Annotated in this window: 24 protein-coding genes and 1 pseudogene; 4 read left to right on the forward strand and 21 right to left on the reverse strand. The window is 72.4% G+C overall.

Going from position 1 to position 25,697, the window contains the following annotated elements; all coding sequences use genetic code 11:
• Positions 1 to 521: 521 nt before the first annotated feature.
• Entirely contained in the window at positions 522 to 1,724 is a 1,203-nt protein-coding gene (locus BMZ92_RS33245) for a winged helix-turn-helix domain-containing protein (protein WP_091515950.1), read from the reverse strand.
• A gap of 56 nt (positions 1,725 to 1,780) precedes the next feature.
• Between BMZ92_RS33245 and BMZ92_RS33250 the strand changes: the two genes are divergently transcribed.
• Complete coding sequence (locus tag BMZ92_RS33250) at positions 1,781 to 2,338, forward strand: GNAT family N-acetyltransferase (protein WP_091515952.1); 558 nt, start codon at positions 1,781 to 1,783, stop codon at positions 2,336 to 2,338.
• 279 nt (positions 2,339 to 2,617) lie between these two features.
• Here BMZ92_RS33250 and BMZ92_RS38445 read toward each other — a convergent pair.
• Both BMZ92_RS38445 and BMZ92_RS33260 read right to left on the reverse strand, forming a co-directional pair.
• Positions 2,618 to 3,535 (reverse strand): annotated as a pseudogene (locus BMZ92_RS38445) (glycosyltransferase family 87 protein); the annotation flags it as partial.
• Positions 3,536 to 3,607: 72 nt separating this feature from the next.
• Positions 3,608 to 4,102 (reverse strand): GtrA family protein, encoded by a 495-nt coding sequence (locus tag BMZ92_RS33260; RefSeq protein ID WP_245783406.1) that lies wholly within the window; start codon positions 4,100 to 4,102, stop codon positions 3,608 to 3,610.
• 189 nt (positions 4,103 to 4,291) lie between these two features.
• On the opposite strand from BMZ92_RS33260, the gene BMZ92_RS33265 reads away from it, so the two are divergent.
• Positions 4,292 to 4,816 carry a YqaA family protein gene (locus BMZ92_RS33265; RefSeq protein WP_091515954.1) on the forward strand — a complete coding sequence of 175 codons (525 nt, stop codon included), beginning with the start codon at positions 4,292 to 4,294 and terminating at the stop codon, positions 4,814 to 4,816.
• A 3-nt stretch (positions 4,817 to 4,819) separates the two neighbouring features.
• Here BMZ92_RS33265 and BMZ92_RS33270 read toward each other — a convergent pair whose 3' ends face one another.
• The 12 genes from BMZ92_RS33270 to BMZ92_RS33325 all read right to left on the reverse strand — a co-directional run bounded on the left by BMZ92_RS33270 (position 4,820) and on the right by BMZ92_RS33325 (position 17,615).
• On the reverse strand, positions 4,820 to 5,272 hold the full coding sequence (locus tag BMZ92_RS33270) for a hypothetical protein (RefSeq protein WP_091515956.1): 453 nt from the start codon (positions 5,270 to 5,272) through the stop codon (positions 4,820 to 4,822).
• On the reverse strand, positions 5,269 to 6,027 hold the full coding sequence (gene dapB, locus BMZ92_RS33275; RefSeq protein ID WP_091515957.1) for a 4-hydroxy-tetrahydrodipicolinate reductase: 759 nt from the start codon (positions 6,025 to 6,027) through the stop codon (positions 5,269 to 5,271). Before dapB ends, BMZ92_RS33270 begins: the two co-directional genes overlap by 4 nt.
• Complete coding sequence (locus tag BMZ92_RS33280) at positions 6,024 to 7,373, reverse strand: M16 family metallopeptidase (protein ID WP_091515960.1); 1,350 nt, start codon at positions 7,371 to 7,373, stop codon at positions 6,024 to 6,026. The genes dapB and BMZ92_RS33280 overlap by 4 nt, the downstream gene beginning before the upstream one ends.
• A gap of 77 nt (positions 7,374 to 7,450) precedes the next feature.
• Positions 7,451 to 9,688 carry a polyribonucleotide nucleotidyltransferase gene (locus tag BMZ92_RS33285; protein ID WP_091515963.1) on the reverse strand — a complete coding sequence of 746 codons (2,238 nt, stop codon included), beginning with the start codon at positions 9,686 to 9,688 and terminating at the stop codon, positions 7,451 to 7,453.
• A gap of 223 nt (positions 9,689 to 9,911) precedes the next feature.
• Positions 9,912 to 10,181, reverse strand: coding sequence for a 30S ribosomal protein S15 (rpsO, locus tag BMZ92_RS33290; protein ID WP_091515966.1), 270 nt, complete (start codon positions 10,179 to 10,181; stop codon positions 9,912 to 9,914).
• Positions 10,182 to 10,292: 111 nt separating this feature from the next.
• A complete protein-coding gene (gene thpR / locus BMZ92_RS33295) occupies positions 10,293 to 10,811 on the reverse strand; it encodes an RNA 2',3'-cyclic phosphodiesterase (protein WP_091515968.1) in 519 nt (172 codons plus the stop codon).
• A gap of 6 nt (positions 10,812 to 10,817) precedes the next feature.
• Positions 10,818 to 11,294, reverse strand: a complete 477-nt coding sequence (locus tag BMZ92_RS33300; protein ID WP_091515970.1) for a helix-turn-helix domain-containing protein — start codon at positions 11,292 to 11,294, stop codon at positions 10,818 to 10,820.
• Positions 11,295 to 11,407: 113 nt separating this feature from the next.
• Entirely contained in the window at positions 11,408 to 12,364 is a 957-nt protein-coding gene (locus BMZ92_RS33305; protein WP_091515971.1) for a bifunctional riboflavin kinase/FAD synthetase, read from the reverse strand.
• A 24-nt stretch (positions 12,365 to 12,388) separates the two neighbouring features.
• Complete coding sequence (gene truB / locus BMZ92_RS33310) at positions 12,389 to 13,282, reverse strand: tRNA pseudouridine(55) synthase TruB (RefSeq protein ID WP_281245246.1); 894 nt, start codon at positions 13,280 to 13,282, stop codon at positions 12,389 to 12,391.
• 25 nt (positions 13,283 to 13,307) lie between these two features.
• Positions 13,308 to 14,618, reverse strand: a complete 1,311-nt coding sequence (locus BMZ92_RS33315; protein WP_091516064.1) for an MFS transporter — start codon at positions 14,616 to 14,618, stop codon at positions 13,308 to 13,310.
• A 122-nt stretch (positions 14,619 to 14,740) separates the two neighbouring features.
• Positions 14,741 to 16,045, reverse strand: coding sequence for an MATE family efflux transporter (locus BMZ92_RS33320; RefSeq protein ID WP_091515973.1), 1,305 nt, complete (start codon positions 16,043 to 16,045; stop codon positions 14,741 to 14,743).
• A 589-nt stretch (positions 16,046 to 16,634) separates the two neighbouring features.
• Positions 16,635 to 17,615 (reverse strand): DHH family phosphoesterase, encoded by a 981-nt coding sequence (locus tag BMZ92_RS33325; RefSeq protein WP_091515975.1) that lies wholly within the window; start codon positions 17,613 to 17,615, stop codon positions 16,635 to 16,637.
• A gap of 64 nt (positions 17,616 to 17,679) precedes the next feature.
• Between BMZ92_RS33325 and BMZ92_RS33330 the strand changes: the two genes are divergently transcribed.
• Positions 17,680 to 18,702, forward strand: coding sequence for a TRM11 family SAM-dependent methyltransferase (locus BMZ92_RS33330; protein ID WP_091515978.1), 1,023 nt, complete (start codon positions 17,680 to 17,682; stop codon positions 18,700 to 18,702).
• Positions 18,703 to 18,747: 45 nt separating this feature from the next.
• Here BMZ92_RS33330 and rbfA read toward each other — a convergent pair whose 3' ends face one another.
• From rbfA to rimP, 6 genes are all read right to left on the reverse strand, one after another.
• On the reverse strand, positions 18,748 to 19,203 hold the full coding sequence (rbfA, locus tag BMZ92_RS33335) for a 30S ribosome-binding factor RbfA (RefSeq protein ID WP_091515979.1): 456 nt from the start codon (positions 19,201 to 19,203) through the stop codon (positions 18,748 to 18,750).
• Between the two features lie 17 nt (positions 19,204 to 19,220).
• A complete protein-coding gene (locus BMZ92_RS33340) occupies positions 19,221 to 19,514 on the reverse strand; it encodes a DUF503 domain-containing protein (RefSeq protein WP_091515982.1) in 294 nt (97 codons plus the stop codon).
• 63 nt (positions 19,515 to 19,577) lie between these two features.
• On the reverse strand, positions 19,578 to 22,517 hold the full coding sequence (infB, locus tag BMZ92_RS33345; RefSeq protein WP_091515984.1) for a translation initiation factor IF-2: 2,940 nt from the start codon (positions 22,515 to 22,517) through the stop codon (positions 19,578 to 19,580).
• A 154-nt stretch (positions 22,518 to 22,671) separates the two neighbouring features.
• Positions 22,672 to 22,971 carry a YlxR family protein gene (locus BMZ92_RS33350; RefSeq protein WP_091515986.1) on the reverse strand — a complete coding sequence of 100 codons (300 nt, stop codon included), beginning with the start codon at positions 22,969 to 22,971 and terminating at the stop codon, positions 22,672 to 22,674.
• Positions 22,972 to 22,994: 23 nt separating this feature from the next.
• Positions 22,995 to 24,020, reverse strand: coding sequence for a transcription termination factor NusA (nusA, locus tag BMZ92_RS33355; RefSeq protein ID WP_091515989.1), 1,026 nt, complete (start codon positions 24,018 to 24,020; stop codon positions 22,995 to 22,997).
• Positions 24,017 to 24,553 (reverse strand): ribosome maturation factor RimP, encoded by a 537-nt coding sequence (rimP, locus tag BMZ92_RS33360; RefSeq protein ID WP_091515990.1) that lies wholly within the window; start codon positions 24,551 to 24,553, stop codon positions 24,017 to 24,019. Before rimP ends, nusA begins: the two co-directional genes overlap by 4 nt.
• Before the next feature lie 105 nt (positions 24,554 to 24,658).
• On the opposite strand from rimP, the gene BMZ92_RS33365 reads away from it, so the two are divergent.
• Positions 24,659 to 25,582 carry a ferritin-like domain-containing protein gene (locus BMZ92_RS33365; protein ID WP_091515993.1) on the forward strand — a complete coding sequence of 308 codons (924 nt, stop codon included), beginning with the start codon at positions 24,659 to 24,661 and terminating at the stop codon, positions 25,580 to 25,582.
• Positions 25,583 to 25,697: the final 115 nt, after the last annotated feature.

Below are 25,697 nucleotides of genomic sequence, written 5' to 3' on the forward strand. Positions count from 1 at the left end.
ATCAACGCCCACTGCTCATCCGACAACAACCGAAACCGCGACACACCCGGAAGCATCCCAGCCAACAACCGAAATCATTGTCAGACACGCCCTAGGCCGAGCGGGCCCGACGAGCGACGGCCGCCGGCGGCGAGCGGCCGGGCGAGGGGCAGTGCGGCCGGCGGGCACGCGCCCGGGCTTGGGGGCAGGCCGAGGGCGGACGGCTGGCCCTGCCAACGGCGGAAGGCGAGGACGAGGCGACCGGGGGTGTTCCCTCAGTCCGCGCCTGCCGCCAGGTCAGGGGGATGGCGAGGGGCGTCGAACAGACGCCCCTCGCACTGCTGTCGGGAGCCAGCCAAAGCCACCACAGCAGCCGCGCCCGTGCATCAGGCGCCCACAACGCCCTGCCGAAGCACCACCAGCCCCCGACGCCGCGCCCAGTCCCAGCGCCGCCCCCCAGCCCAGCGCAACGCCCAGCCCCCAGCGCCGCGCCCAGCCGCCAGCTCCAGCCCAGCCCCCAGCACCGCGCCCAACCCCCGGCCTCACACCCGCCGGAGTACCGGTGCCAGATCACCCCGCTCCCCGACCGCCACGCCGTCCAGTGACAGCCACTCCGCCATCAGCCGCAGCTCCGCCATCAGCTCGCCCGCCACGTGGACCTCGTCCACGTCCGGCTCGGCGAAGGCGCCCTGCACCCGCAGCACCCCCGCCTCCCGGTCGGCCTTCAGGTCCACCCTCGCCACCAGCTCACCGTCCAGCAGGAACGGGAACACGTAGTACCCATAGACCCGCTTCGGCTCCGGCACGTAGATCTCGATGCGGTACGTGAACCCGAACAGCCGCTCCGTCCGCGCGCGCTCCCAGACCAGCGGGTCGAACGGGCACAGCAGCGCCCGCCCGACGACCTTCCTCGGCATCCGCGCCCCCGCGAACCGGTACGCCTGCGGCCGCCACTCCCGCACCCGCACCGGCTCCAGCACCCCGGACTCCACCAGCTCCCCCACCGCCTGCTTCATCACTTCCGGGCCCAGCCGGTAGTAGTCCCGCAGATCGGTCTCCGTCGCGACCCCCAGCGCCGCCGCCGAGCGGGCGACCAGCTCCCGCGCCCCCTCCTCCGGCCCGACCCGCCGCGCCAGCACCTCCGGCGGCACCACCCGCTCCGTCAGGTCGTACAACCGCTCGAACGACCGGCGCGTCCCCGTGGTCAGCTGCCCCATCCCGAACAGCCACTCGCAGACCTTCTTGACCTCCGACCGGTCCCACCACGGCCCCTGCCTGCGGCGCGACTCCCCCACGACCTCACGCTCGATGGCACCGGCACCGATCGGCCCCTGCTCCTTCACCACCGCGAGGATGTCCTCGACCAGCGAAGGCGACTCGTCGACCAGCCGCGCGTAGTGCCGCCACCACCCCGCCCGCTTCGCCCCCGAGCGCAGCAGCGGCCAGTCCTCCACCGGGATCAGGCTCGCCTCGTGCGCCCACGTCTCGACCAGCATCCGCGGCTTCCGCGCGCTGTGCGACCACGCCGCCTCGTCGATGAGCGCCTGGTCGTACGCCCCCAGCCGCGAGAACAGCGGCGCGTAGTGCGCCCGCACCGCGACGTTCACCGAGTCCAGCTGGATCAGCTGCACGCGCGACAGCACCCGGCGGAGGTGCCTGCGCGTGGCGACCTCGGGCCGGGGATCGGCGAAGCCCTGTGCGGCCAGCGCGACCCGCCGCGCCACCGCGTTGCTCATCGTGTCCATCGGGAGTCATCGTGCCAGCACCCACCGACAAAAACCGGGTCGCTAGTGTCCGGGCCATGCCAGAAGCCGCAGTCCGCGCTGCCGTGCCCGAGGACGCTCCGGAGATCGCCCGCATCCAGCTCGTCACGTGGCGCACCGCCTACGCCGACCTGCTCGGCGAGCAGGCGCTGGCCGAGCTCGAAACGACCGCCGAGCAGCAGTGGGCCGAGGCGATCGCGCACCCCGCCACCACGGTCTACGTCGCCACCGAGGGTGTCCACACCGTCGGCTTCTGCGTGGCCGGGCCCGCGCCCGAGGAGGAGGTCGCGAGCGCCTCGGGCGAACTGCCCGAGGACGCCGGGCGCACCGGGCTGATCGCCACCATCCTGGTGGAACCGCGGTGGGGCCGCCGGGGACACGGCGGCCGCCTCCTGCACAGCGCCGCGCAGGGGCTGCGCCGTCAGCAGAAGGACCGCGGGATCAGCTGGGTCGCCGAGTCCGACTCGGCGTCACTTTCCTTCTTCCGCCGCGCCGGCTGGCGTCCGGACGGCACCGTGCGCACCCTCGACACCGGCGAGCGCAGGCTGCGCGAGGTCCGCCTGACCGGTCAGCTCGACATCGAGCTTGTCGGCTGACCCGCGCCCGCGGCGGCCGAGGTACCACCGCACGGTCATCACGATCAGGAAGATCACCGCGAGGAGCTGGTAGCTGGAGCCCGCGACCTTCTGCGCGAAGCTCCAGATCTGGTACTCCAGCGGGACCTGGTAGTGCGGCGCGAGCCAGAGCACCACGACCCCCACCCAGCCGGAGAACAGCAGCCAGAACCGGTGCTGCTGGTAGCCCTTGATCATGATCAGGGCCGCCGTCGGCAGCGCCAGCACCCAGTGGTGCGACCAGGAGATCGGCGAGACGAGCAGCACGCCCGTCGCGTTGACGCCCAGCGCCATGGCCAGGTCACCGTCGTCGAGCGCGCGGCGGGTGCCCAGCCAGGTCATCACCACGACGGCCAGCACGCCGAGCCCGCCGGCGATCGTGAGCGTCGTGCCGCCGAGGCCGAGCTTCTCCAGGCTGGAGGTCACGGACTCGTTGGCGTGGATCGGGCCGATGTTCATGCTGCTCGCGTGGAACACGCGGTCGGTCCAGTACTGCCACGAGTCACCCGGGTTGAGCGCGAACGCGATCGCGGTGCACACGCAGAAGCTGACGAAGCTCGTGACCACCGCGCGGTAGTCCTTGCGCAGCAGGAACAGCAGCACGAACCCGGCCGGGGTCAGCTTGATCGCGGCCGCGATGCCGATCAGCGCGCCCCGCGGCCACTTCGGGTTCGGCCACAGGCAGTCGACCGCCACCAGCATCATCAGCAGGACGTTGATCTGGCCCCAGAAGATCGTGTTCGCGACCGGGTGCGCGACGACCAGCACGCACGCGCCGGCGGTGACCATCCACGGCTTCGCGAGCAGGCCCTTCAGCTCGGGCGAGACCTTGCGGTAGGCCAGCAGGATCGGGAACAGCGCCAGGCAGGTCGCGGCGGTGAGCAGCGGGTAGCCGACGGGCGGCGGGACGATCGCCAGCGGCACGAACACCACGGCCGAGAACGGCGGGTACGTGTAGGGCAGCGCGCCGCCGATCGAGGACACCGGCAGCTGCGTGTAGATCGAGTGCCCCTTGAGGAAGGTGTCCGCGCCGAGCCGGTAGATGTCGACGTCGGTGGGCCACTTCCGGATACCGTGCGCGTAGTAGGCGAGCGCGCAGAACAGGCCGAGCGCCAGCAGCAGCTGCAGGGCGAGCCGCACCCGTGCGGCGGTACTCCCGTGCCTCCAGGTCGAGACCACTGAATTCAAAACGCTTCTCCCAGGTGCCTAAGCCACGAGAAGTATCCCGGCATACAGACGCGGCGGCTCCTATCATGGTTGCCCGCGTGTCGCGACCTTCGAGCGGGTCCCCTCTCGGGCGCCGGAGAAGACGAACCAGCGCAGCGAGCAGTACATGAACACCGCCTCGGCGGCCCCGGCGAGCACGCGCGCGACGTGGTATTCCACGCCCAGCGCGGCCAGGCCGGCACCGATGCCGAGGATGCACCCGAAGTAGTTCACGGCGACGACCAGGACGTAACGCAGCGTCTGCCCGCCGAGCGGCGCGTGGGAGCGGAAGTTCAGCGTCCGGTTGAGCACGAACGCCAGCCCGAACGCGGTCGCGTAGCCGATCGTGATGCCCAGCGGCAGCGGCAGCCCGAGCACCGAGGTGGCGATCGTGAGCAACGCGAGGTCCACCCCGAACGTCATCCCGTTGATGAGGGCGAAACCCACGAGGCTCGGCGGGACGGGCACCGGCAGCGGGCGCACGATCGCGGCGCACAGGGCGGCGAACCGGGCGGGCGGGGCGGGAGGTCCGTCGGGCACGCGGCCAGGTTCCCAGCGGCGGGTGACCGGGAGGTTGCCATGCGGTGGTCAGCAGGGTGCGAAGAGTAGGGTGAACCCCCCTGTGCACCCGATCGTGGTGCGGTTGACTGGGTTCCACCACGAAACGGAGTGGCCCGTCTCACCGATCAGGGGAGTGGGCCCATCCGTCAGGAGACCTCGGGAGGCGCTGTGCTCGGCTGGTTCTTCCTGACGCTCGGGGTCGCCTTCGGCTCGGCGCTGATCCCGGTGATCAGCATCGAGGTGTTCGTACTGGGGCTGATGTCCAGCGAGCCCGGCGCGCAGTGGTTCCTCGTGGGCGCGGCCGTCGCGATCGGGCAGATCGCCGGGAAGCTGCTCTACTACCTGGCCGCGCGCGGCTCGATCAAGCTGCCGCCGGTGCTGCACGACCGGCTGCACCGCCAGCGCCCGCCCAGCAGGCGGCGCGACCGCTGGCACGCGCGGACGAAGTGGTTGCGCGGCAAGGTGGAGGCCCTGCGCGAGCGCTGCCACCGGCACCCGTTCTGGATGACGGGCACGTACGGGGTCAGCTCGGTCATCGGGCTGCCGCCGTTCATGGCGACCACCGTGCTCGCCGGGCTGGCCGACATGCGCCTGTCCACGTTCCTGACCGCGGGGCTGGCGGGGCGGTTCGTCCGGTACAGCGTGCTGGCCGCGTGCCCCGCGCTGTTCGCGTCCTGGGCGCACCTCAGCTGAACATCAGTGCTGGTGCTCGGCGGCTTCCAGGTCGAGCGCCTTGCGCATGGTGGCCCTCGCCCGGCGGCGGTCGCCCGCGACGTCGTAGGCGTACGCGAGGCGGTACCAGTACCGCCAGTCGTCCGGGTGCGCCTCCAGCTCCGCGCGGCGGTCCTCGAACCACGCGTCGGCGGCGGCGCGGTCCACCCGGCCCGACGGGCGGCGCGGCAGGTCGGAGACGTCGGGCAGGCCGCCCTCCTCGTCGAGCCGCCGCGCCAGCCGCTGGATCCGCACGCCGGAACGCCACGTCGCGACGACCATCCACGCCCCGAGCACCGGCAGCACGAACACCGCCACGCCGAGCGCGATGCCGACGCCGGTGCCCGTGCGCAGCAGCTGCACCGCACGGTCGGCGAGCAGCACCAGGTAGACCACCAGCGCCGCCGTCAGCAGCAGCGCGAGGTTGCGGGCCTTCACAGGTCCAGCACGTTCTCGAGGCCGACGGTCAGCCCCGGCCTGCCCAGCACCTCGCGCACGCCGAGCAGCACGCCCGGCATGAACGACGTCCGGTCCATCGAGTCGTGGCGGATGGTGAGCGTCTCGCCCTCCTGCCCGAACAGGATCTCCTCGTGCGCGACCAGGCCGGGCAGGCGCACCGAGTGCACCCGCACGTCGTCGACCAGCGCACCGCGCGCACCGTCCACTTCGGACGTCGTCGCGTCCGCGCCCGGCTTCAGCCCGGCTTCGCGGCGGGCCTCCGCGACGAGCCGCGCGGTGTGGGCCGCGGTGCCGGACGGGGCGTCGGCCTTGCGGTTGTGGTGCAGCTCGATGATCTCCACCGACTCGTAGAACCGCGCCGCCTGCTGGGCGAACCGCATCGCGAGCACGGCGCCGAGCGCGAAGTTCGGCGCGATCAGCACCCCCAGCTCCGGCCGGTCCCGCAGCCAGCCGCGCACCGTCTCCAGCCGCTGCTCGGTGAACCCGGTGGTGCCCACCACGGCGGCGATACCGTTCTCGACCGCGAAGCGCAGGTTGTCCATCACCACGTCGGGGTGCGTGAAGTCGACGACGACCTCGGCCCCGGTGAGCGCCGACAGCTCGTCACCCGCGTCCACCGTCGCGACGACGGTCATGTCCGGCGCAGCCTCGACGGCCTTCACCACCTGGGCCCCCATGCGGCCACGGGCACCGAGCACACCGACTCGGATCGGGTCGTTCTCGCCGCGGGTCATCGCGCAATCACCTCGTGCAGGTCGTCCGGCAGGTCCTGCGGGGAAGCGTACGGCCCGACCACCGCGCCGACGGAGACCCCACCCGGCGCCGAGAACAGACTGCGAGCCAGGTCATAGACCTCTTCGGTCGTCACCGCGTCGATGCGCTCCACCGTCTCGTCGACGCCCGCGTAGAGCCCGTAGTTCAGCTCCTGCTTGCCGATGCGCGACATCCTCGACGCGGTGTCCTCCAGGCCCAGCACGAGCCCGCCCCGCAGCTGGCCCTTCGCGCGGGCGACCTCGGCGTCGGTGAAGCCCTCCTTGCCCACCTGCCCCAGCACGTCCCGCAGCACGTTCGCGACCTCGCCCAGCCGCTCCGGCTGGCAGCCCGCGTACACCGACAGGTGCCCGGTGTCCGCGTACGCCGCGATAGACGAGTACACCTGGTACGCCAGCCCCCGCTGCTCCCGGATCTCCTGGAACAGCCGGGAACTCATGCCGCCGCCGAGCGCGGCGTTGAGCACGCTGAGCGCGTAGCGGCGCTCGTCGTGCCGTGACAGCGCGCGCATGCCGAGCATCACGTGGGCCTGCTCGGTGTCGTCGGTGTGCAGCTCCAGCCGCGGCCCGGCGGTGATGCGGGCCCGGCCGCGGCGCGGCGGGACCGGGGTGCCCGGACCGGACAGCCGCTCGCCGAGCGCCTTGCGCGCCAGGCGGAGCACCTGCGCGTGCTCGACGTTCCCCGCGACCGCGAGGACCATGCGCGGCAGCGTGTAGCGGCGGCGGTAGAAGCCCCGCAGCGCCTTCGCCGACATGCCGCGGATCGACTCCTCGGTGCCCAGCACGGGTTTCGCGAGCGCGTGCCCCGCCAGCACCGCGCCGACGAACGTCTCGTGCAGCAGGTCCTCGGGGTCGTCGTCGCGCATCGCGATCTCCTCCAGCACCACGCTGCGCTCGGTGTCCACATCGGACTCCGCGCAGAGCGCCTCGAAGACCACGTCGGTGACCAGGTCCACCGCGAGCGGCAGGTCCTCGTCGAGCACCTGCGCGTAGTAGCACGTGTGCTCCTTGGCGGTGAACGCGTTGAACTCGCCGCCGACCGCGTCGATCTCCTCGGCGATCTGCGTCGCGCTGCGGGTGCGGGTGCCCTTGAACAGCAGGTGCTCGAGGTAGTGCGCCGCGCCGGCGACGGCGGGCGGCTCGTCGCGGGAGCCGATGCCGACCCACAGCCCGACGGTCGCGGAGCGCACGCCCGGCACGTGCTCGGTGATCACCCGCAGGCCGCCGGGCAGCACGGTCCGCCTGACCGCCTCGTCCAGTTTCCGGGTGCTGCCCACGGGCTGCTCGTAGCCCGGGATCTGTCGTGCCATGAAGTCCCTAACTCCTCCAGCGCGCGAATGGCCCGCTCGAGACGCGCTCGAACGGGCCATTCGCGAAAGGGGAAACCCTACTTGGCTTCGGCCTTGTCCTCGGCCTTGTCGCCCGCCTTCTCGTCCTCTTCCTTGACGAGGACCAGGCTGATCTTGCCGCGGTTGTCGATGTCGGCGATCTCGACGCGGAGCTTGTCGCCCACGTTGACCACGTCCTCGACCTTGCCGATGCGCTTGCCGTTGCCCAGCTTCGAGATGTGGATCAGGCCGTCCTTGCCCGGCAGCAGCGAGACGAACGCGCCGAACGCGGCCGTCTTCACCACGGTGCCGAGGAACCGCTCGCCCACCTTCGGCAGCTGCGGGTTGGCGATGGCGTTGATCTTGCTGATCGCGGCCTCCGCCGACGGGCCGTCGGCCGCGCCCACGTAGATCGTGCCGTCGTCCTCGATGGAGATGTCGGCGCCGGTCTCCTCGGTGATCGAGTTGATCATCTTGCCCTTCGGGCCGATGACCTCGCCGATCTTGTCGACCGGGATCTTCACGCTGGTGACGCGCGGCGCGTACGGGCTCATCTCGTCCGGCCCGTCGATCGCCTCGAGCATGACCTCGAGCACCGTCAGCCGGGCGTCCTTGGCCTGCTTCAGCGCGGCGGCGAGCACCTCGGAGGGGATGCCGTCGAGCTTGGTGTCCAGCTGCAGCGCGGTGATGATGTCGCGGGTGCCGGCGACCTTGAAGTCCATGTCGCCGAACGCGTCCTCGGCGCCGAGGATGTCGGTCAGCGCGACGTAGCGCGTCTCGCCGTCGACCTCGTCGGACACCAGGCCCATCGCGATGCCCGCGACCGGCGCCTTCAGCGGCACGCCCGCGTTGTACAGGCCCATTGTCGAGGCGCAGACCGAGCCCATCGAGGTGGACCCGTTGGAGCCCAGCGCCTCCGACACCTGGCGGATGGCGTACGGGAACTCGTCACGCTTCGGCAGCACCGGCACCAGCGCCCGCTCGGCGAGCGCGCCGTGCCCGATCTCGCGCCGCTTCGGCGAGCCGACGCGGCCCGTCTCCCCGGTGGAGAACGGCGGGAAGTTGTAGTGGTGCAGGTAGCGCTTCGTGGTCTCCGGGGACAGCGAGTCGATCTGCTGCTCCATGCGGAGCATGTTCAGCGTGGTGACGCCCAGGATCTGGGTCTCACCGCGCTCGAACAGCGCCGAGCCGTGGGCCCGCGGCACGATGCCGACCTCGGCCGACAGGCTGCGGATGTCGGTGACGCCGCGGCCGTCGATGCGGACCTTGTCACGCAGGATCCGCTGGCGGATCAGCTTCTTGGTCAGCGCGCGGAACGCGGCGCCGATCTCCTTCTCGCGGCCCTCGAAGGCCTCGCCCTCGCCGAGCCCGACCTTCTCCAGCACCGCGGCCTTGACCTCGTCGGTCGCGTTCTCGCGCTCCTGCTTGCCCGCGATGGTCAGCGCGCGGGACAGGTCCTCGGTCGCGATCGCGGCGACGGCGTCGTACGCGTCCTGCTGGTACGCCGGGAACACCGGGAAGTCACCGGTCGGCTTGGCGGCCACGTCGGCGAGCTTCTGCTGCGCCTCGCACAGCACCCGGATGAACGGCTTGGCCGCGTCCAGGCCCTGGGCGACGGTCTCCTCGTCCGGCGCCGTGGCACCGGCGGCGACCAGGTCGAGCGTCTGCTCGGTGCCCTCGGCCTCGACCATCATGATCGCGACATCGTCACCGACCACACGGCCCGCGACGACCATGTTGAAGGTGGCCTTCTCCAGCTGGGTCCACGTCGGGAACGCGACCCACTGGCCCTCGATCAGCGCGACGCGGACGCCGCCGATCGGGCCCGAGAACGGCAGGCCGCCGATCTGGGTGGACGCGGACGCGGCGTTGATCGCCAGCACGTCGTACGGGTCCTCGGGGTGCAGGCTCTGCACCGTGACGACGACCTGGATCTCGTTGCGGAGACCGTCGGCGAAGGACGGGCGCAGCGGCCGGTCGATCAGCCGCGCGGTCAGGATCGCGTCCGTGGAGGGACGGCCCTCGCGGCGGAAGAACGCGCCGGGGATGCGGCCCGCGGCGTACATGCGCTCCTCGACGTCCACGGTGAGCGGGAAGAAGTCGAAGTGCTCCTTCGGCTGCTTCGACGCCGTGGTGGCGGACAGGAGCATGGTCTCCTCGTCCAGGTAGGCCACGACGGCGCCGGCGGCCTGGCGGGCCAGGCGCCCGGTCTCGAACCGGATGGTGCGGGTGCCGAACCGGCCGTTGTCGATGACGGCTTCGGTCTCGTGCACCTGGTTGCCGACTGCGTCGGTCATGAGTTGTGTTTCTCCTCGTTCGTGCGGCGGGAAACTCACCCCGCCCGTGCGGGGTGACGCCCGAGGAACGAGGCCGGTCTTCGATCGAAGCCACCGGGAGGCGTCCCGGAAGCCACTACCGAGGACCGGCGGGGAAGTCCTCGCGCGGTTCTCGCCTTGCCTCTTTGTTGCTGTCATGTGGCGAGGGGGAGCGACCGGGCGGCCGCTCCCCCTCGCCAGTGCGCTATCGGCGGAGGCCGAGTCGCTGGATCAGCGACCGGTACCGTTCGATGTCCACCTTCGCCACGTAGTTGAGCAGCCGGCGGCGGCGGCCGACCAGCAGCAGCAGCCCGCGGCGCGAGTGGTGGTCGTGCTTGTGAGCCTTGAGGTGCTCGGTGAGGCCGATGATCCGCTTGGTCAGCAGGGCCACCTGGGCCTCGGGGGATCCGGTGTCCGAGTCGTGCAGACCGTACTCGGAGAGGATCGACTTCTTCTCTTCGGTGGACAGCGCCACGCCGTGTTCTCCTTGGTTCTTCTCTGTGCCGTGCGGCCCGGACGCGGGTGCGCGCCGGGTGAGTCGGTCACGGCCGCCACGGACTGCAGCCGGACCCGGTGTTTCAGGGTATCAGGCAGCCCCTCCCCCGGCCTGCCGGGACTCGAGGGGGAACCGGGCCACGATCGAGTAGCGCGAGCCGGAACCGGTGAGTTCGCTGCGCATCAGCACGGCCTCGAGTGCCGTCCACGGTTCGCTGACGTAACCCCCGAGCCGCTTCGGCAGCTCGGCCGGTACGTCACCCTCCGTGCGGGCGATCGTCAGGTGGGGCAGGTACGGCCGCTCGTCCCCGGCGCCCGCCGCGGTGGCCAGCTCCGTCAGGCCCTCGCTGTAGACCCCCAGGTACAGCACCCGGGAAAAAGCCCCGGCACCCTGGAGGCGCAGCGTCGGGGCGTGGTGCCCGGCGAGCGCCTTCGTCAGCCATTCTACCCGCTCGTCCGGATCGGCCTCGCCGTAGAAGCCGAGCGTCACGTGCCACTGCCTCGGCGGGACCCACCGCGGCGCGGTGACCTCCTCCTGGAGCGGCGCGAGGTGCGCCCGCAGCGACCGGACGACCTGGTCCGGCGGTAGCAGTGCCGAGAACAGCAGCATGTCAGCTCACCCCTGCGCTCCGGCCCGGCGCAGCAGGTCCGCGATCGCCGGGAAGTCGTCGTCCAGGCGCTTCGCCGCCTCCGTGAGGTCCTCGTCCTCGGCGACCTCGCGCAGCGCGGCCAGCGCCATCCGGTCGTCCACCGCGGCGACCGGGATGTTGTCGCGGCCCACGGTGGGCCGCGCGTCCTTCACGTCCTCCAGCGCCGCCATCAGCGCGTCCTTGTGGCCGGCGGCGACCTCGGGGATCAGGCACTTGCGTTCGAGCATGATCATCCGGGCGAGCACGACGGGGTTGCCGATCTTCGCGCGGCGGCCGCTCATCACCTGGCTCAGCATGGGGGCGCTGATGCCCAGCACCTCCGCCAGGTAGGCCTGCGACACGTCGAAGGCCACGACGAGCCTGCGCACCCGGTCACCCAGCGGCTCGCCGTACCACTCGCGCTGCAGTGCGATGTTCCGCTGGACGATCTTCGAGTCCTCCACGCTGCCAGTACTCCCCTTTGCTCCCCTGTGCCGCGCCCGGCGGGCGCAGGAGCATTTTGCCAGGCGCGGCGCCGGCGCGGACGGGGTTTGGCGCAGCGATTCGCGAACGCGACTCAGCCGGAGGCGAGCCCGAGTATCCCCCGGGTCTGGGCGACGTCCTCGTCGATCCGCAGGATCAGGTCCTCGACCGAGGTGAACTTGATCTGGTCGCGCAGTCTCGCGACGAAGTCGAGCGCGACGTGCTGGCCGTAGAAGTCCTCGTCCACGTCGAGCACGAACGCCTCGACCGTGCGCTCGCGGCCCGAGAACGTGGGGTTGGTGCCGACGGACACGGCCGACGCCAGGCGGCGCTCCGGGTCGGCGGCGCGGATGAACCAGCACACGTACACGCCGTCGGCGGGCACGGCCGCGAAGCGCGGGGTGGACAGGTTCGCCGTGGGGTAGCCGAGGTCGTGCCCCCGGCCGTCGCCGCGGACGACGATGCCTTCGAGGCGGTGCGGCCTGCCCAGCGCCTCCGCGGCGGCGACGACGTCACCGGCGTCGATGCACGAGCGGACGTAGGTGGAGGAGAAGGTGATCTCGGCGGCGTCGTCCCGCTCGCCCTGCAGCTCGGCGCCGTAGGTCGCGAACCCGAACCGCTTGCCCAGCTCCCGCAGCAGCGCCACGTTCCCGGCGGCCTTGACGCCGAAGGTGAAGTTCTCCCCCACCACGACGGCGGCCGCGTGCAGCCGGTCGACGAGGATCTCGTGCACGAACTCGTGCGCCGGCATGCGCATCAGCTCGGGCGTGAACGGCAGCACCGCGAACACGTCGACGCCCAGCTGCTCGACCAGCTCGGCCTTGCGCCGCAACGTGGTCAGCTGCGCGGGGTGGCTGCCGGGGCGGATGACCTCCGACGGGTGCGGGTCGAACGTGAGCACGACGCTGGGCAGGTTGCGGGACTTGGCGATCTCGACGGTCTTGCCGATGAGCGCCTGGTGCCCGCGGTGCACCCCGTCGAACACGCCGATCGTGACCACGCACCGCCCCCAGCCGCCGGGGAGCTCTTCCAGACCACGCCACCTCTGCACGCGGGAAGCCTACTGCCGCGCGATCTAGGCCGGTTCCAGCACCACCACGGAACGGGCCACGCCGCCCGCGTCGACGGCGAGCGCGAGCACGCGGCCGTCCGGGCCGAAGACGCCGTAGGTGCCCTCGATGCCCGACGCCCGGACCTGCTGCCCGTACCGGACGGCCTTCGCCGTCGCCGCGTCCACGTCGTAACGCGGGAACGCTTTCGCCACGGCCTCGCTGAGGTCGTGGGTCAGCTCCGGCTTCTCCTCCAGCTGCTCCAGGGTGCGCGCGGTGGCGAGGGTGAACGGGCCGACGGTGGTGCGCCGCAGCGCGGCGAGGTGCCCGCCGACGCCGAGCGCGGCGCCGAGGTCCCGCGCGAGCGCCCGGACGTAGGTACCCGAGGAGCACTCGACGACGGCGTCCAGCTCGATGCGGTCGGCCTCGCGGCGCGTGGCGAGCAGGTCGAACCGGTACACCGTCACCTTGCGGGGCGGCAGCGCGACCTCCTCGCCCGCGCGCACCCGGGCGTAGGCCCGCTTGCCGGACACCTTGACCGCGCTCACCGCGCTGGGCACCTGCTCGATTTCCCCGGTGAGAGCGGCGATCCCGGCGGCGATCTCCTCGTCGGTGACCGCGCCGGTGTCCGCTGTGGACAGCACCTCGCCCTCGGCGTCGTCCGTCGTGGTGGCACTGCCCAGCGACAGCGTCGCCAGGTAGGTCTTGCGGTCCAGCGCCAGGTGGCCGAGCAGTTTCGTGGCGCGTTCGATGCCCAGCACCAGCACGCCGGTGGCCATCGGGTCGAGCGTGCCGGCGTGCCCGACCTTGCGGGTGCCCATGATGCGGCGGACGCGGGCGACGACGTCGTGCGACGTCATCCCCGGCGGCTTGTCGACGACGAGCAGACCGGGCGGCGGAGGCGGGGACTTCGGTGGCACGACGAGAAACCCTATCCGTCGACGCTCACGCGGCGGCGGGGACCTGGCGGTCCTCCTGGACGTCCCACAGCCGGCGCCGCACCTGCACCGGCACCTGCTCACCCCGCGCCTGCGCCGCGAACAGCGCCGCGCGCGCCCGGCGCCACCACACCAGCGTGCGGAACGTGCCCAGCGCGAGCACGACCACGACGGCCAGCAGCGCGACGCGGAAGTTCCCGCTCAGCTGCAGCAGCACGCCCACCGCGAGCGCGGTGATCGTCGTCGCGACGAAGCCGCCGACGTTGACGACGCCGGTCGCCGTGCCGACGCGGTGCAGCGGGTTGTAGTCGCGGGCCAACGCGAAGGCGATCATCGACGCCGGGCCGCCCAGCGACAGGAACGCGAAGCACGGCACCAGCACCGCCACCGGGATCGTGCCGGGCCAGCCGAGCAGCAGCGCCCACACCAGCGCGGCGCCCGCCAGGTAGCCGACGACGAGCGGCATGCGCAGGCCCGGCCGTGCCCCGATGAGGGCACCGGTCAGCGGCCCGCCGAGCATCGAGCCGAACACGAACACGGTCAGCAGCGCGCTGGCCGTCGCCGGGGCGAGACCCTGGCCCTGCACGAGGAACGGCACGCCCCACAGCAGGGTCAGCACGTTGGGCGCGAACATCGTCGTGAAGTGCACCCAGAAACCCAGGCGGGTACCGGGCACGCGCCAAGCGGTGCGGACCTGGCGCAGCAGCTCACGGCGGTCGACACGCGCGGTCTTCGCGGCGTGGCCCTGCGGCGTGTCGCGGACCCGCGCGGCGACGACGGTCGCGTACAGCGTCGTCACGAGGCCGGCGACGAGGAACGTCGGCAGCCAGCCGGGGCCGGCGAGCAGCAGCGTCAGCGGGACGGTCGCGGCGAGGTTGCCGACGAACCCGATGGCGGTGGTGAAGGACGTGACCACGGCGTACTGGCGGCCCGGGAAGTGGGCGGCGATCAGCCGCAGGACGCTGACGAACGTGAGGGCGTCGCCGAAGCCGAGGACGCCGCGCGCGAGCAGGCCGAGGCCGTAGGAGTGCGCCACGGCGAGCAGGATCTGGCCGAGGCCGAGGAACAGCAGTGCGGCGACGAGGACCTTGCGCGGGCCGTGGCGGTCGACGAGGACGCCGGTGGGGATCTGCATCGCGGCGTAGACGCCGACCTGCAGGACGGTGAAGGTGCCGAGTGCGGCGGCGCCGACGCCGAAGCGGTCGGCGGCTTCCAGTCCCGCCACCCCGAAGGAGGTGCGGTGGAAGACGGAGAGGAGGTAGACGAGAGCTGCGGTGAACCAGATGAGCCAGGACCGGCGGCTGGCCTTGCCGATCACGGGTGCCTGCTGGGGCGGCACGAAGAAAGCCTCCTGATGCGAAGTCGGGGTACAACCATTGTTTGTATCGACTACGCAACAGAAATACTTACCGGAAATAACGGTGTTCTCGGCCACATGGCCTAACGCACTGCGCCGACGACCGCCCAGCGGCCCGACCGCCACCGCGCGACGACGGCCGCCAGCCGCAGCACCATGAACAGGGACAGCCCGGTCCAGATGCCGGTCAGGCCCCAGCCGAGCGCGAGCGAGATCCAGATCAGCGGCAGGAACCCGAGTGCGGCGCTGCCGAGCGTCGCGGTGCGCAGGAACGCCGCGTCCCCCGCCCCCAGCAGCACGCCGTCGAGCGCGAACACGACGCCCGCGATCGGCTGGAGCGCGACGAAGAACCACCACGCGTGCGGGATTTCGCCCAGTACGCCGGGGTCGGCGGTGAAGGCGTGCGGCAGCACCTGGGACAGGGCCGCGAACAGGCCGCACAGCACGCAGCCCAGCAGCAGCCCGTAGGCGGTGATCTGCCCGGCGACGCCCTGCGCCTGCCGCCGCGCCCCGCCGCCGAGCGCGGCCCCGACGAGCGACTGCGCGGCGATCGCGACCGAGTCGAGCACGAGGGACAGGAACGTCCACAGCTGCAGCACGATCTGGTGCGCTCCGACGGCGGCGGTGGACGTGCGGGCCGCGACGGCGGCGGCCGAGACGAAGCAGGCCTGGAACGCGAGGCTGCGCAGCACCAGGTCGCGGCCCAGGGTCAGCTGGGCACGCATCACGGCGGGATGCGGTCGCAGCGGCGCCTTCTCGACGAACAGCGCCCGCAGGAAGAGGCTCGCGGAAATCAGCTGGGCCACGACGTTCGCGACGGCGGAGCCTTCGAGCCCCCAGTCGGCGGCGTAGACGAGCACGGGACACAGGACGGCGGAAATCCCGTTGCCCAGCAACACGAAACGCAGCGGGCGGACGGTGTCCTGCACACCGCGCATCCAGCCGTTGCCCGCCATCGTGACGAGGATCAGCGGCGCCCCGCACAGCGCGATCCGCAACCAGGAGACGGCCTCGGCGGCGATGTCGTCACTGCCGGAGAGGGCGCGGGCGATCGGCCCGGCGAGCAACTGCCCGGCGACGAGCAGCACGACCCCGACGGCGAGCGCGAGCCACGTCGCCTGGACGCCCTCGCTGACCGCCTCCGCGCGACGGCCGGCGCCGTGCAGGCGGGCGGTGCGCGAGGTGGTGCCGTAGGAGAGGAACGTCAGCTGCGTGGAGATCTGCGACAGCACGACGCCGCCGAGCGCCAGCCCGGCGAGCGGCAGGGCGCCAAGGTGCCCCACAACGGCCGTATCGACGAGGACGTACAACGGCTCCGCCGCGAGCACCCCGAGCGCGGGAATCGCGAGCCCGAACACCTTCTTCGCGGGCACCCGCTCCGCCGTCATGCGCACATGAGGCAGGTTAACCGGCGTTCCCCGGGAGGGGCGGTGGCCGGGGTGGGGGTTGCGGCGGCGCGGCGCGCAGCGGCGGCGGCGCGCAGCGGCGGCGCGGCGCGAAGCGGCGGCGCGCAGCGGCGGCGCGCAGCGGCGGCGCGCAGCGGCGGCGCGAAGCGGGGCGGCGCGAAGCGGGGCGGCGCGAAGCGGGGCGGCGCGAAGCGGGGCGGCGCGAAGCGGGGCGGGGCGGACCGCGGAGCGGGGGCGCGGAGCCCCGATCGCTGCGGGACGCGAGGGCACGGCGCAGTTGGCGGAGCGGCCGCCTGGCGCCGCCCCGACACGGGGCGGCGGCGCGAGCGCGGCGCGCTGTGGGGCAGCGGCGGCCGCCTGCCAGGGCCCCGCGAAACGGGGCGGGGGTGCCATCGGTGCGGCGCGAGGGCGGGGCGCACTGCGGAGCGGGGCGCGGAGGCCCGGTCGGGTTCGGCGGGATGGCTGCGGGGGCGAGCGCGCAGGCCCACCGCGGAGCGGCGGCGGACGGCGAGCGGCGGACGGCGAGCGGCAAGTTCCCGGGCTGCCGCCCGCGAAACCGCCGCCCCAACCCCTACAGCAGCGGGGCCGTCGCCAGCGCGTTGCGCACCGCGGTGAGTACCTCGTCCGCTGAGCCGTGCACCGTGCAGCCCGCCGCGAGGCGGTGGCCGCCTCCGCCGAGGGTGCGGGCCGCCACCGAGACGTCGATCTTGCCGACCGCGCGCAGCGAGACCGTCCACTCGTCCGGTGCCTGCTGCTTGAACACGGCCGCCACCTCGGCCTCCCGGACACCGCGCACGACATCCACCACGCCTTCGACCTCCTCCAGCCGCACCCCCGCCGCGGCCTCCAGCGTGACGAACGCCGACACCAGGCCGTACCCCTGCGCCGCCTCCGGCTCCAGCCTCGCCGTGCCCAGCGCCGCCGACAGCATGGGCAGCCACGCGAACGGGTGGTCGTCCACCACCTCGCGGGTCAGCCGGTCCGGGTCCACGCCCGCTTCGACCAGCCGTGCGGCCGCCCGGTGCGTAGACGGCTTCGCGCGGCGGAAACCGCTCGTGTCCGTCATCAGGCCCGCGTACAGGCACCGCGCGATCGGCTCGTCCAGCTCGACGCCCAGCTGGTCCAGCAGGTCCAGCACGAGCACCGCCGTCGCCTCCGCCGTCTCGTCCACCACGTGGTGCGTGCCGTAGCGGGTGTTGGACGCGTGGTGGTCCACCACCAGCACCGCTCCCCCGGCGGCCTTCGTCGCCTCGACGCGGTCGGCGAGGGACCCCAGCCGCGCGGGCACCGGGGTGTCGCAGCAGATCAGCAGCGGGCTGCTCGCCGGGACCTCCGCGGCGGGCACCACGAGCCCGCCCACGTCGAGGCCGCGCAGGCTCTCCGGGACCTCGTCGGGGAGCGCGAACGCCACCCGCACCACCGCGCCCCGCTGCCGCAGCGCCCGGCCGAGGGCCAGTGCGCTGCCGAGTGCGTCGGCATCCGGGCGGACGTGGGCGAGCAGCGTGACGTCGGTCGCGGCACGGAGCAGGTCGAGCGGCGAGGAAAGGCTCATGACCGCAAGCTAGGCCCACCCGGCAGCCACCGCCACCCTCAACAGGGCAGTACCCTTCTCTGCGATGTTCGACTACGGGATCCTCCTCTACCCCTCGGCCAACCGCGTGTACGCCGACGCCTCCGCCGGCCTGCTGCGGGCCGAGCTGGCCGTGTTCGGCGAGGCGCTGAGCACGCCGCCGGAAGAAGTCGGCGAGCGGCGGCTCGGCGGCGTCACCTACGTGACCTTCTCCACCGCCGAGCGGCTGTCCGAAGAGGACATCGCGCTGCTGTCGAACCTCTCGGCGCTCTACGCCCTGTTCGAACTCACCGACGGCCTGCTGCGCCCGGTCGAGGTCACCCCGCTCGACCGGTTCGGCTCGGACCTGCTGACGATCCAGAAGTACCCCGGCAAGACGAACGAGCTGTTCACCAAGCTCCTGCTGAACGTGACGCTGCTGTCCACAACGGACCCCACCGCGTTCCTGCACGGCCCCCTGCACGTGCTGGACCCGTTGTGCGGCCGGGGAACCACGCTGAACCAGGCGATGAACTACGGCCTCGACGCCACCGGGTTCGAACTCGACAAGCGCGATTTCGAGGCCTACGAGCACTTCATCAAGACCTGGCTGCGCGGCCGGCGGATCAAGCACACCGCGGAGTCCGGGCAGTTGCGCCGCAACAAGGTCAAGCTCGGGCAGCGGCTGGAGCTGGGCTTCGGGCTCACGAAGGAGCAGTACAAGGCCGGTGACGTCCGGCGGATCACGTACTACAACTGCGACACCGTGACCGCCGCCGGACTGCTCAAGACCGGTTCCGTGGACGCGATCGTGACGGACGCGCCGTACGGGGTGCAGCACGGCAGCCACCGCCCCGAGGACCTCTCGCGCAACCCCCTGGAGCTGCTGGAGTCCGCGGTCCCCGCGTGGGTGCGCACCCTGCGGCCCGGCGGCGCGCTCGGCATCTCGTGGAACACGCACGTGGCCAAACGGGACGAGGTGGCCGGGATCCTCACCGACGCCGGGCTCGACGTCCGCGAGCTGCCGGACTTCGCGCACCGCGTCGACCAGGCCATCCAGCGCGACCTGATCGTCGCCCGCAAGGCGTGAAAAAGCGGGCCGCCCGCGAAGGGTGGCCCGCTTCCGAAAAGGACCTCAGTCCTCGTCGTCCTCGTCGTCCTCGCGCGGCGCCTTGTACGGGTCCGGGTCGCCGGCGTGCTGGGCGCCCGCCGAACGGCGCGCCACCTCGGCGTCGGCCTCGCGGGCCTTCGCCAGCACCTCCTCGATGTGCCGCGCCGTGTCCGGCACGGTGTCGGCGACGAACGTCAGCGTCGGCGTGAACCGCACGCCCGTGCCCTGCCCGACCTTCGTCCGCAGCACCCCGCGCGCCGACTCCAGCGCCGCCGCCGCACCCGCGAAATCCGGTGCGGCGTCGAGGCTTTCGCCCAGCACCGTGTAGTACACCGTCGCGTCGTGCAGGTCCGCGGTGACGCGGGTGTCGGTGATCGTCACGTAAGTCAGCCGCGGATCCTTGATCTCGTGCTCGATGGCCGAGGCCACGATCTGCGAGATCCGCTTGGACAGCCTCCGCGCACGCGCCGGATCGGCCATCACATCTCCCCTACTTCCTAGTCTTCCGGTCCGAGCAGCCGGCGGCGCGCGGACAACAGCTCCAGTTCCGGCCTGCCCGCGACCGCCCGCTCGCACTCGTCGAGCACGTCGCGGACGTGCTCCCCGTCCGCCGCCACCACCGCGACCCCGATCAGGGCGCGGCGGTGCAGGTCCAGGTGCCCGGCCTCGGCCACCGACACCTCGAACCGCTTGCGCAGCTCGGCGACCAGCGGCCGCACGACCGAGCGCTTCTGCTTCAGCGACCGGACGTCGCCCAGCAACAGGTCGAACTCACACGCACCGACGTACAACGGGCTCCTCGTGGGCAGGGCCGGGGCCGGTCCCGCAGGACCGGCCCCGGCTCACTCGCGACTTCAGACGCGCGGCTTCTCGCGCTGCTCGTAGGTCTCGACCACGTCGCCGACCTTGATGTCGCTGTACGACCCGAGCGTCAGACCGCACTCGTAGCCCTCGCGCACCTCGACCACGTCGTCCTTGAACCGCCGCAGCGAGCTGACCGGCAGGTTCTCGGCGATGACCACATCGTCCCGCAGCAACCGCGCCCTGGCGTTGCGCCGGATCTCGCCCGAGGTGACCAGGCACCCGGCGATGGTGCCGAACTTCGAGGACTTGAAGACCTCGCGCACCTCCGCCTTGCCGAGCTCGACCTCTTCGTACTCCGGCTTGAGCATGCCCTTCAGAGCCTGCTCGATCTCCTCGATCGCCTGGTAGATCACCGTGTAGTACCGGACGTCGACGCCCTCGCGGGTGGCCCGCTCGGTCGCCTTGCCCTGTGCCCGCACGTTGAACCCGAGCACGATCGCGTCGGACGCCGTCGCCAGGTCGATGTCGGACTCGGTCACGCCACCGACACCGCGGTGGACCACGTTGAGCTCGACCTCGTCACCCACGTCCAGCTGCACCAGGGCCGCCTCGAGCGCCTCGACGGTACCCGAGTTGTCACCCTTGATGATCAGGTTGAGGGTCGAGGTCTCCTTCAGCGCGGAGTCCAGGTCCTCCAGGCTGACGCGCTTCCGCTTGGCCGCGTTCTGCGCGTTGCGCAACCGGGCCTGGCGGCGCTCGGCGATCTGCCGCGCGACGCGGTCCTCCTCGACGACCAGGAACGTGTCACCGGCGCCCGGCACCGAGGTGAACCCGATGACCTGGACCGGCCGCGAAGGCAGCGCCTCCGTGACGTCCTCGTTGTACTCGTCGACCATCCGGCGCACGCGGCCGTAGGCGTCGCCCGCCACGACCGAGTCCCCGATCCGCAGCGTGCCGCGCTGCACCAGCACCGTGGCCACCGGACCGCGGCCGCGGTCCAGGTGCGCCTCGATGGCGACACCCTGGGCCGGCATGTCCGGGTTGGCCCGCAGGTCCAGCGTCGCGTCCGCGGTCAGCAGGATCGCCTCGAGCAGCTGCTCGATGTTGATGTTCTCGCGGGCGGAGATGTCGACGAACATGGTGTCGCCGCCGTACTCCTCGGCCACGAGGCCGTACTCGGTCAGCTGCTGGCGGATCTTCTGCGGGTTCGCGCCTTCCTTGTCGATCTTGTTGACCGCGACCACGATCGGCACCTTCGCCGCCTGGGCGTGGTTGATCGCCTCCACCGTCTGCGGCATGACGCCGTCGTCGGCGGCGACCACGATGACCGCGATGTCCGTCGACTGCGCACCACGGGCACGCATGGCGGTGAACGCCTCGTGACCCGGGGTGTCGATGAAGGTGATCAGGCGCTTGTTGCCTTCCAGCTCCGTCTCGACCTGGTACGCGCCGATGTGCTGGGTGATGCCACCCGCCTCGGTCTCGCGCACCCGCGTCTTGCGGATGGTGTCCAGCAGTCGCGTCTTACCGTGGTCGACGTGACCCATGACGGTCACGACCGGCGGCCGGACCTGGAGGTCCTCCTCGCCGCCCTCGTCCTCGCCGTAGGTGATGTCGAAGGACTCGAGCAGCTCGCGGTCCTCCTCCTCCGGCGACACGACCTGCACGTTGTAGTTCATCTCCGAGCCGAGCAGCTCGAGGATCTCGTCGGACACCGACTGCGTGGCCGTCACCATCTCGCCGAGGTGGAACAGCACCTGCACCAGCGAAGCCGGGTTCGCGTCGATCTTCTCCGCGAAGTCGGTCAGCGAGGCACCGCGCGGCAGGCGGATCGTCTCGCCGCTGCCCTTGGGCAGCCGCACACCGCCGACGCTGGGCGCCTGCATGTTGTCCATGTACTCCTGGCGCTTCTGCCGCTTCGACTTGCGGCCCTTGCGCGAGGGACCACCGGGGCGGCCGAAGGCACCGGCCGTACCGCCGCGGCCACCGCCGCCACGGCCACCGCCGCCACCGCGGAAACCGCCACCGCCGGCGGGCGCACCGCCACCGGGGCCGCCGCGGAAGCCGCCGCCACCGGCACCGGCACCGCCGCCGCGGTAACCACCGCCGCCACCGCCACCGGGACGGCCGGCGCCACCGGGACCACCACGGCCCGCACCGGCGCCACCACGGCCACCGCCAGGACCGCCACGGCCCGCGCCGGGACCGGCGGGACGCTGCGTGCGGCCGGGCATCATGCCCGGGTTCGGGCGCGGCGGCATGTTGCCGGGGCTCGGCCGGTTGCCGCCGCCGGGACGGGGCCCGGGGGCCGGCCGGTCGCCGCCGGCACGCTCGGCCGGACGCTCGCCACCGGGCCGCGGGCCGCGGTCACCGCCTGCCCCGCCACCGGGACGCGGCGGCGCGGGACGCGGCGCGGGCGCGCCGGAACCGACACCGAAGGGGTTGTTGCCGACCCGCGGGGTGCGCGGACCGGGCTTGGGACCGCCGGGCTTGGGGCCCTGCGGCTTGGGGGGCACCACCGAGCTGCCGCCGCCCTGCGCGGGCGCACCACCGGGCCGCGGGCCCGGCTGCTGCGGCTTCGGCTCCGCCTTCGCGGCGGGCACCTGCGGCTGCTGCTGCGGACGCGGCTGTTGCTGCTGCGGCTGCTGGGGGGTCTGCGGCTGCTGCTGCGCCGGGGGCCGGGGGCCGGGACGCGGACCGGGTACCGCGGTGGGCCGCGGCCGGTCCTGGGACTCCGGGGTCCTGGCGGGCGCGGGAGCGCCGCCGTTGCCGTTCGACGGACCCGGCACCGGCTTGCGGCCGCCGGACTTGCCGCCGGGCTTTCCGCCGCCGGCGGTGAACGCGTCCCTCAGCCGGCGGGCAACGGGTGCCTCGACGGTCGAAGACGCGGACTTCACGAACTCGCCCTGCTCCTTGAGCTTGGCGAGAACTTCCTTACTGGTGACACCGAGCTCTTTCGCCAGCTCGTGCACGCGGGCCTTGCCTGCCACTGCTCTCCTCAACTGATGAGGCCAGCTGGCGGTAAGGGACCCGCTGACCTCGTCCTATCGTCGCGCGTTCATGGCTTCAGCTTCACGGCTGACTCATGACGGGTCGACCTGCTTCCTTCGTTTCCGTTCGGCCCGGGGAAGGTCCCCGGCCCGCTCAACCGGCGTGCCGCTCGAGGTAGCGCCGCACCGGTGCGTCGTCGAGTGTCCCAGAACTTCGTAACGCTCTGGGAAACGCCCGCCGCCGCCCGGCTTTGGCCAGGCAACCCGGTTCGGGGTGCAGCCACGCACCCCGGCCCGGCAGCCGCCGACGTTCGTCGACGACCACGTGCCCGTCCGCCGCGACCACTCGCAGCAGCTCACCGACCGAAGCCCGCTTCCGGCAGCCCACGCACGTCCGGACCGGTGCCTCCCGGTGTCCGTCGCGCGCGTTACCCGAACGCGGGCTCTCAACCATGTTCGAGTTTAGCCCCTGGCCTGTCACTCAGCCGAACCGGTTGTCGCGGCGCGCGGGGTGTCATCCTGCTCACTTCCCGCGGCGTCGCTGCGGATGTCGATGCGCCACCCGGTCAGCCTCGCGGCCAGCCGGGCGTTCTGCCCTTCCTTGCCGATGGCGAGGGACAGCTGGAAATCGGGCACCACCACGCGGGCCGTCTTCGCGCGCTCGTCCACCACCTGTACGGAGACAACCTTCGCGGGCGACAGCGCATTCCCGACGAAGCGAGCCGGATCCTCGGAGTAGTCGATGATGTCGATCTTCTCCCCGGCCAGCTCGCTCATCACGTTGCGCACGCGGGCGCCGACGGGCCCGATGCACGCGCCCTTGGCGTTGACGCCCGGCACCGTGGACTTCACGGCGATCTTCGAACGGTGCCCGGCCTCGCGGGCGACCGCGGCGATCTCGACCGTGCCGTCGGCGATCTCGGGCACCTCCAGCGCGAACAGCTTGCGCACGAGGTTCGGGTGCGTCCGGGACAGGGTGATCTGCGGGCCACGGCTGCCGCGGGACACGCCCACCACGTACGCCTTGAGCCTGCTGCCGTGCTGGTAGGACTCGCCGGGCACCTGCTCGGCCGGGGGCAGCACGCCCTCGGTGTCGCCCACCTGCACGATCACCATGCCCCGCGCGTTCGCGCGGGCGTCACGCTGGATGACGCCCGCGACGATCTCGCCCTCCTTGGCGGAGAACTCGCCGTAGGTCTTCTCGTGCTCGGCGTCGCGCAGCCGCTGCAGGATGACCTGGCGCGCGGTGGTGGCGGCGATGCGGCCGAACCCCTCCGGCGTGTCGTCCCACTCCTCGTCCACCTCGCCGTTCTCGTCGAGCGTGTGGGCGAGCACCCGGACGTAGCCGGTCTTGCGGTCGATGTCGATGCGCGCGTGCGGCTGGTGGCCCTCGGTGTGCTTGTAGGCCGTCAGCAGCGCGGTTTCGATGGCCTCGATGACGGTTTCGAAGGGGATGTCCTTGTCCCGCTCGATCGCGCGCAGCGCGGCGATGTCCACGTTCACTTCGGCTCTCCCTCCGTCCCGGTCGTGTCGATCATCCCCGAGGCGTCTTGCTCCAGCAGTTTCAGGTCCTCCGTCGGCGGTTGCTTGAACTCGATCTCGATGACGGCCTTCGCCACGTCGCGGTAGCGGACGTCGCGGAGCTGCCCGTCGGCGAGCACGCGGACCGATTCGGGCCCCGCGTGACCCACGCGGCCGAGGAAACCGGCGCCCTCGTGCGGGGTGATCCGCACGAGCCGGTACTTCGCGCGCCGCCAGTGCCGCGGGGTGGTCAGCGGCCGGTCCACGCCGGGCGAGGTGACTTCGAGGGTGTAGGCGCCCGCGATGAGGTGGTCGTGCCGGTCGAGCACGGCGGAGACGACGCGGCTGACCTCGGCCACCTCGTCGAGCCCCACGCCGTCGTCGGCGTCGACGACCACCTTCACCAGCTTGCGGCGCCCGGCCTGCTGGACGTCGAGCGCGTCGAGGTCGAAACCAGCACCGGCCACCGCTTCGGCCACGATCGGCTCCAGCTTGCCGGCGAGTTCTCCTGGCACCTTGGCGCTCTCTCTCCTGTTTGGTCCCTGTCGTGAGGGACCAGCTTAACCGGTTGGCCCCCGGCATCGCCCGTGGTCGTCGCCCTCCTGGCAATATGGCGTCACGTGACCCCCCGTACGCGCCGCGACCTGCTGCGGCTGAGCGCACTGGCGGCACTGGCCGTCCCGCTCGCCGCGTGCCGAACCGGATATTCCGACGAGCCCGACCCGCTCGCGTCGCTCGCCGAGCAGGCGAGGGCCGACGCCGCGGCGGCGAACGCGCTGGCGTCGGGTGCGGGGGCGGAAGCGAGCCTGGCCAAGCAGGTCGCGACCGTGCGGGACGCGCACGCGCGGGCGCTGCAGGCCGAAGTGGACCGGCTCAACCGGCCCAAGGCCCCCGTGCACGCCGAGACCCCGGGCGGCAGTGGGCTCGCGGGGCTGAAGGAGCGGCTGGCGACCGCACGCGGACAGGCGGAGGCGCTGGTGGTGCCGATGGAGCGGTACCGGGCCGGCCTGGTCGCCGCCGTCGCGGCGGGGTGCGCGGGGCTGCAGCAGCTGGACGACCGGCTCGGGCCGGGTGCGGATCCCGGGACCGTCAGCCCGGTGGGCTCCGTGCCGGAGGAATCGGTCGACCCGCTGCAGAAGGCGCTCGACGCCGAGCACGCCGCGGTGTGGGTGTACGGCCTGGTGAGCGCTTTCCTGCCGGCCAACTACAACGCCGGGGTCGCGGAGGGGGCGGGTGAGCACCAGGACCGGCGCGACGCGTGCGTCCGGATGCTCGACGCGGCCGGTGCGACGCCGCACGGGCCGGAGCCCGCGTACATCACGCCGAAGCCGGTGACGGACGCGACGTCGGCGAAGAGCGTGGTGGCCACGGCGGAGGCGGACGCGGCGAACGCGTGGGCCGGGGTGCTGGCCCGCACGGACGACGAAGGCCTGCGGAAGGTCGCGCTGACCGCGCTGCTGGGCTCGGCCCGCCGCGGCACGCGGTGGCGCCAGGCCGCCGGGGAGAACCCGGCCGCGCTGGCGTTGATCGGCGTGAACGCCTGAGGAGCCCCGGACCCGCTTCGGGGCCCTCGGGCGGCTTCGTGGTCGCCCGTGAGAATCCCACCCCACCGGCGTCAGCGCCTGATGCGCGGCACCCGACCACCGTCGGCACGGTGTT

The organism is Amycolatopsis sacchari (assembly GCF_900114035.1).
GTDB lineage: Bacteria > Actinomycetota > Actinomycetes > Mycobacteriales > Pseudonocardiaceae > Amycolatopsis_E > Amycolatopsis_E sacchari.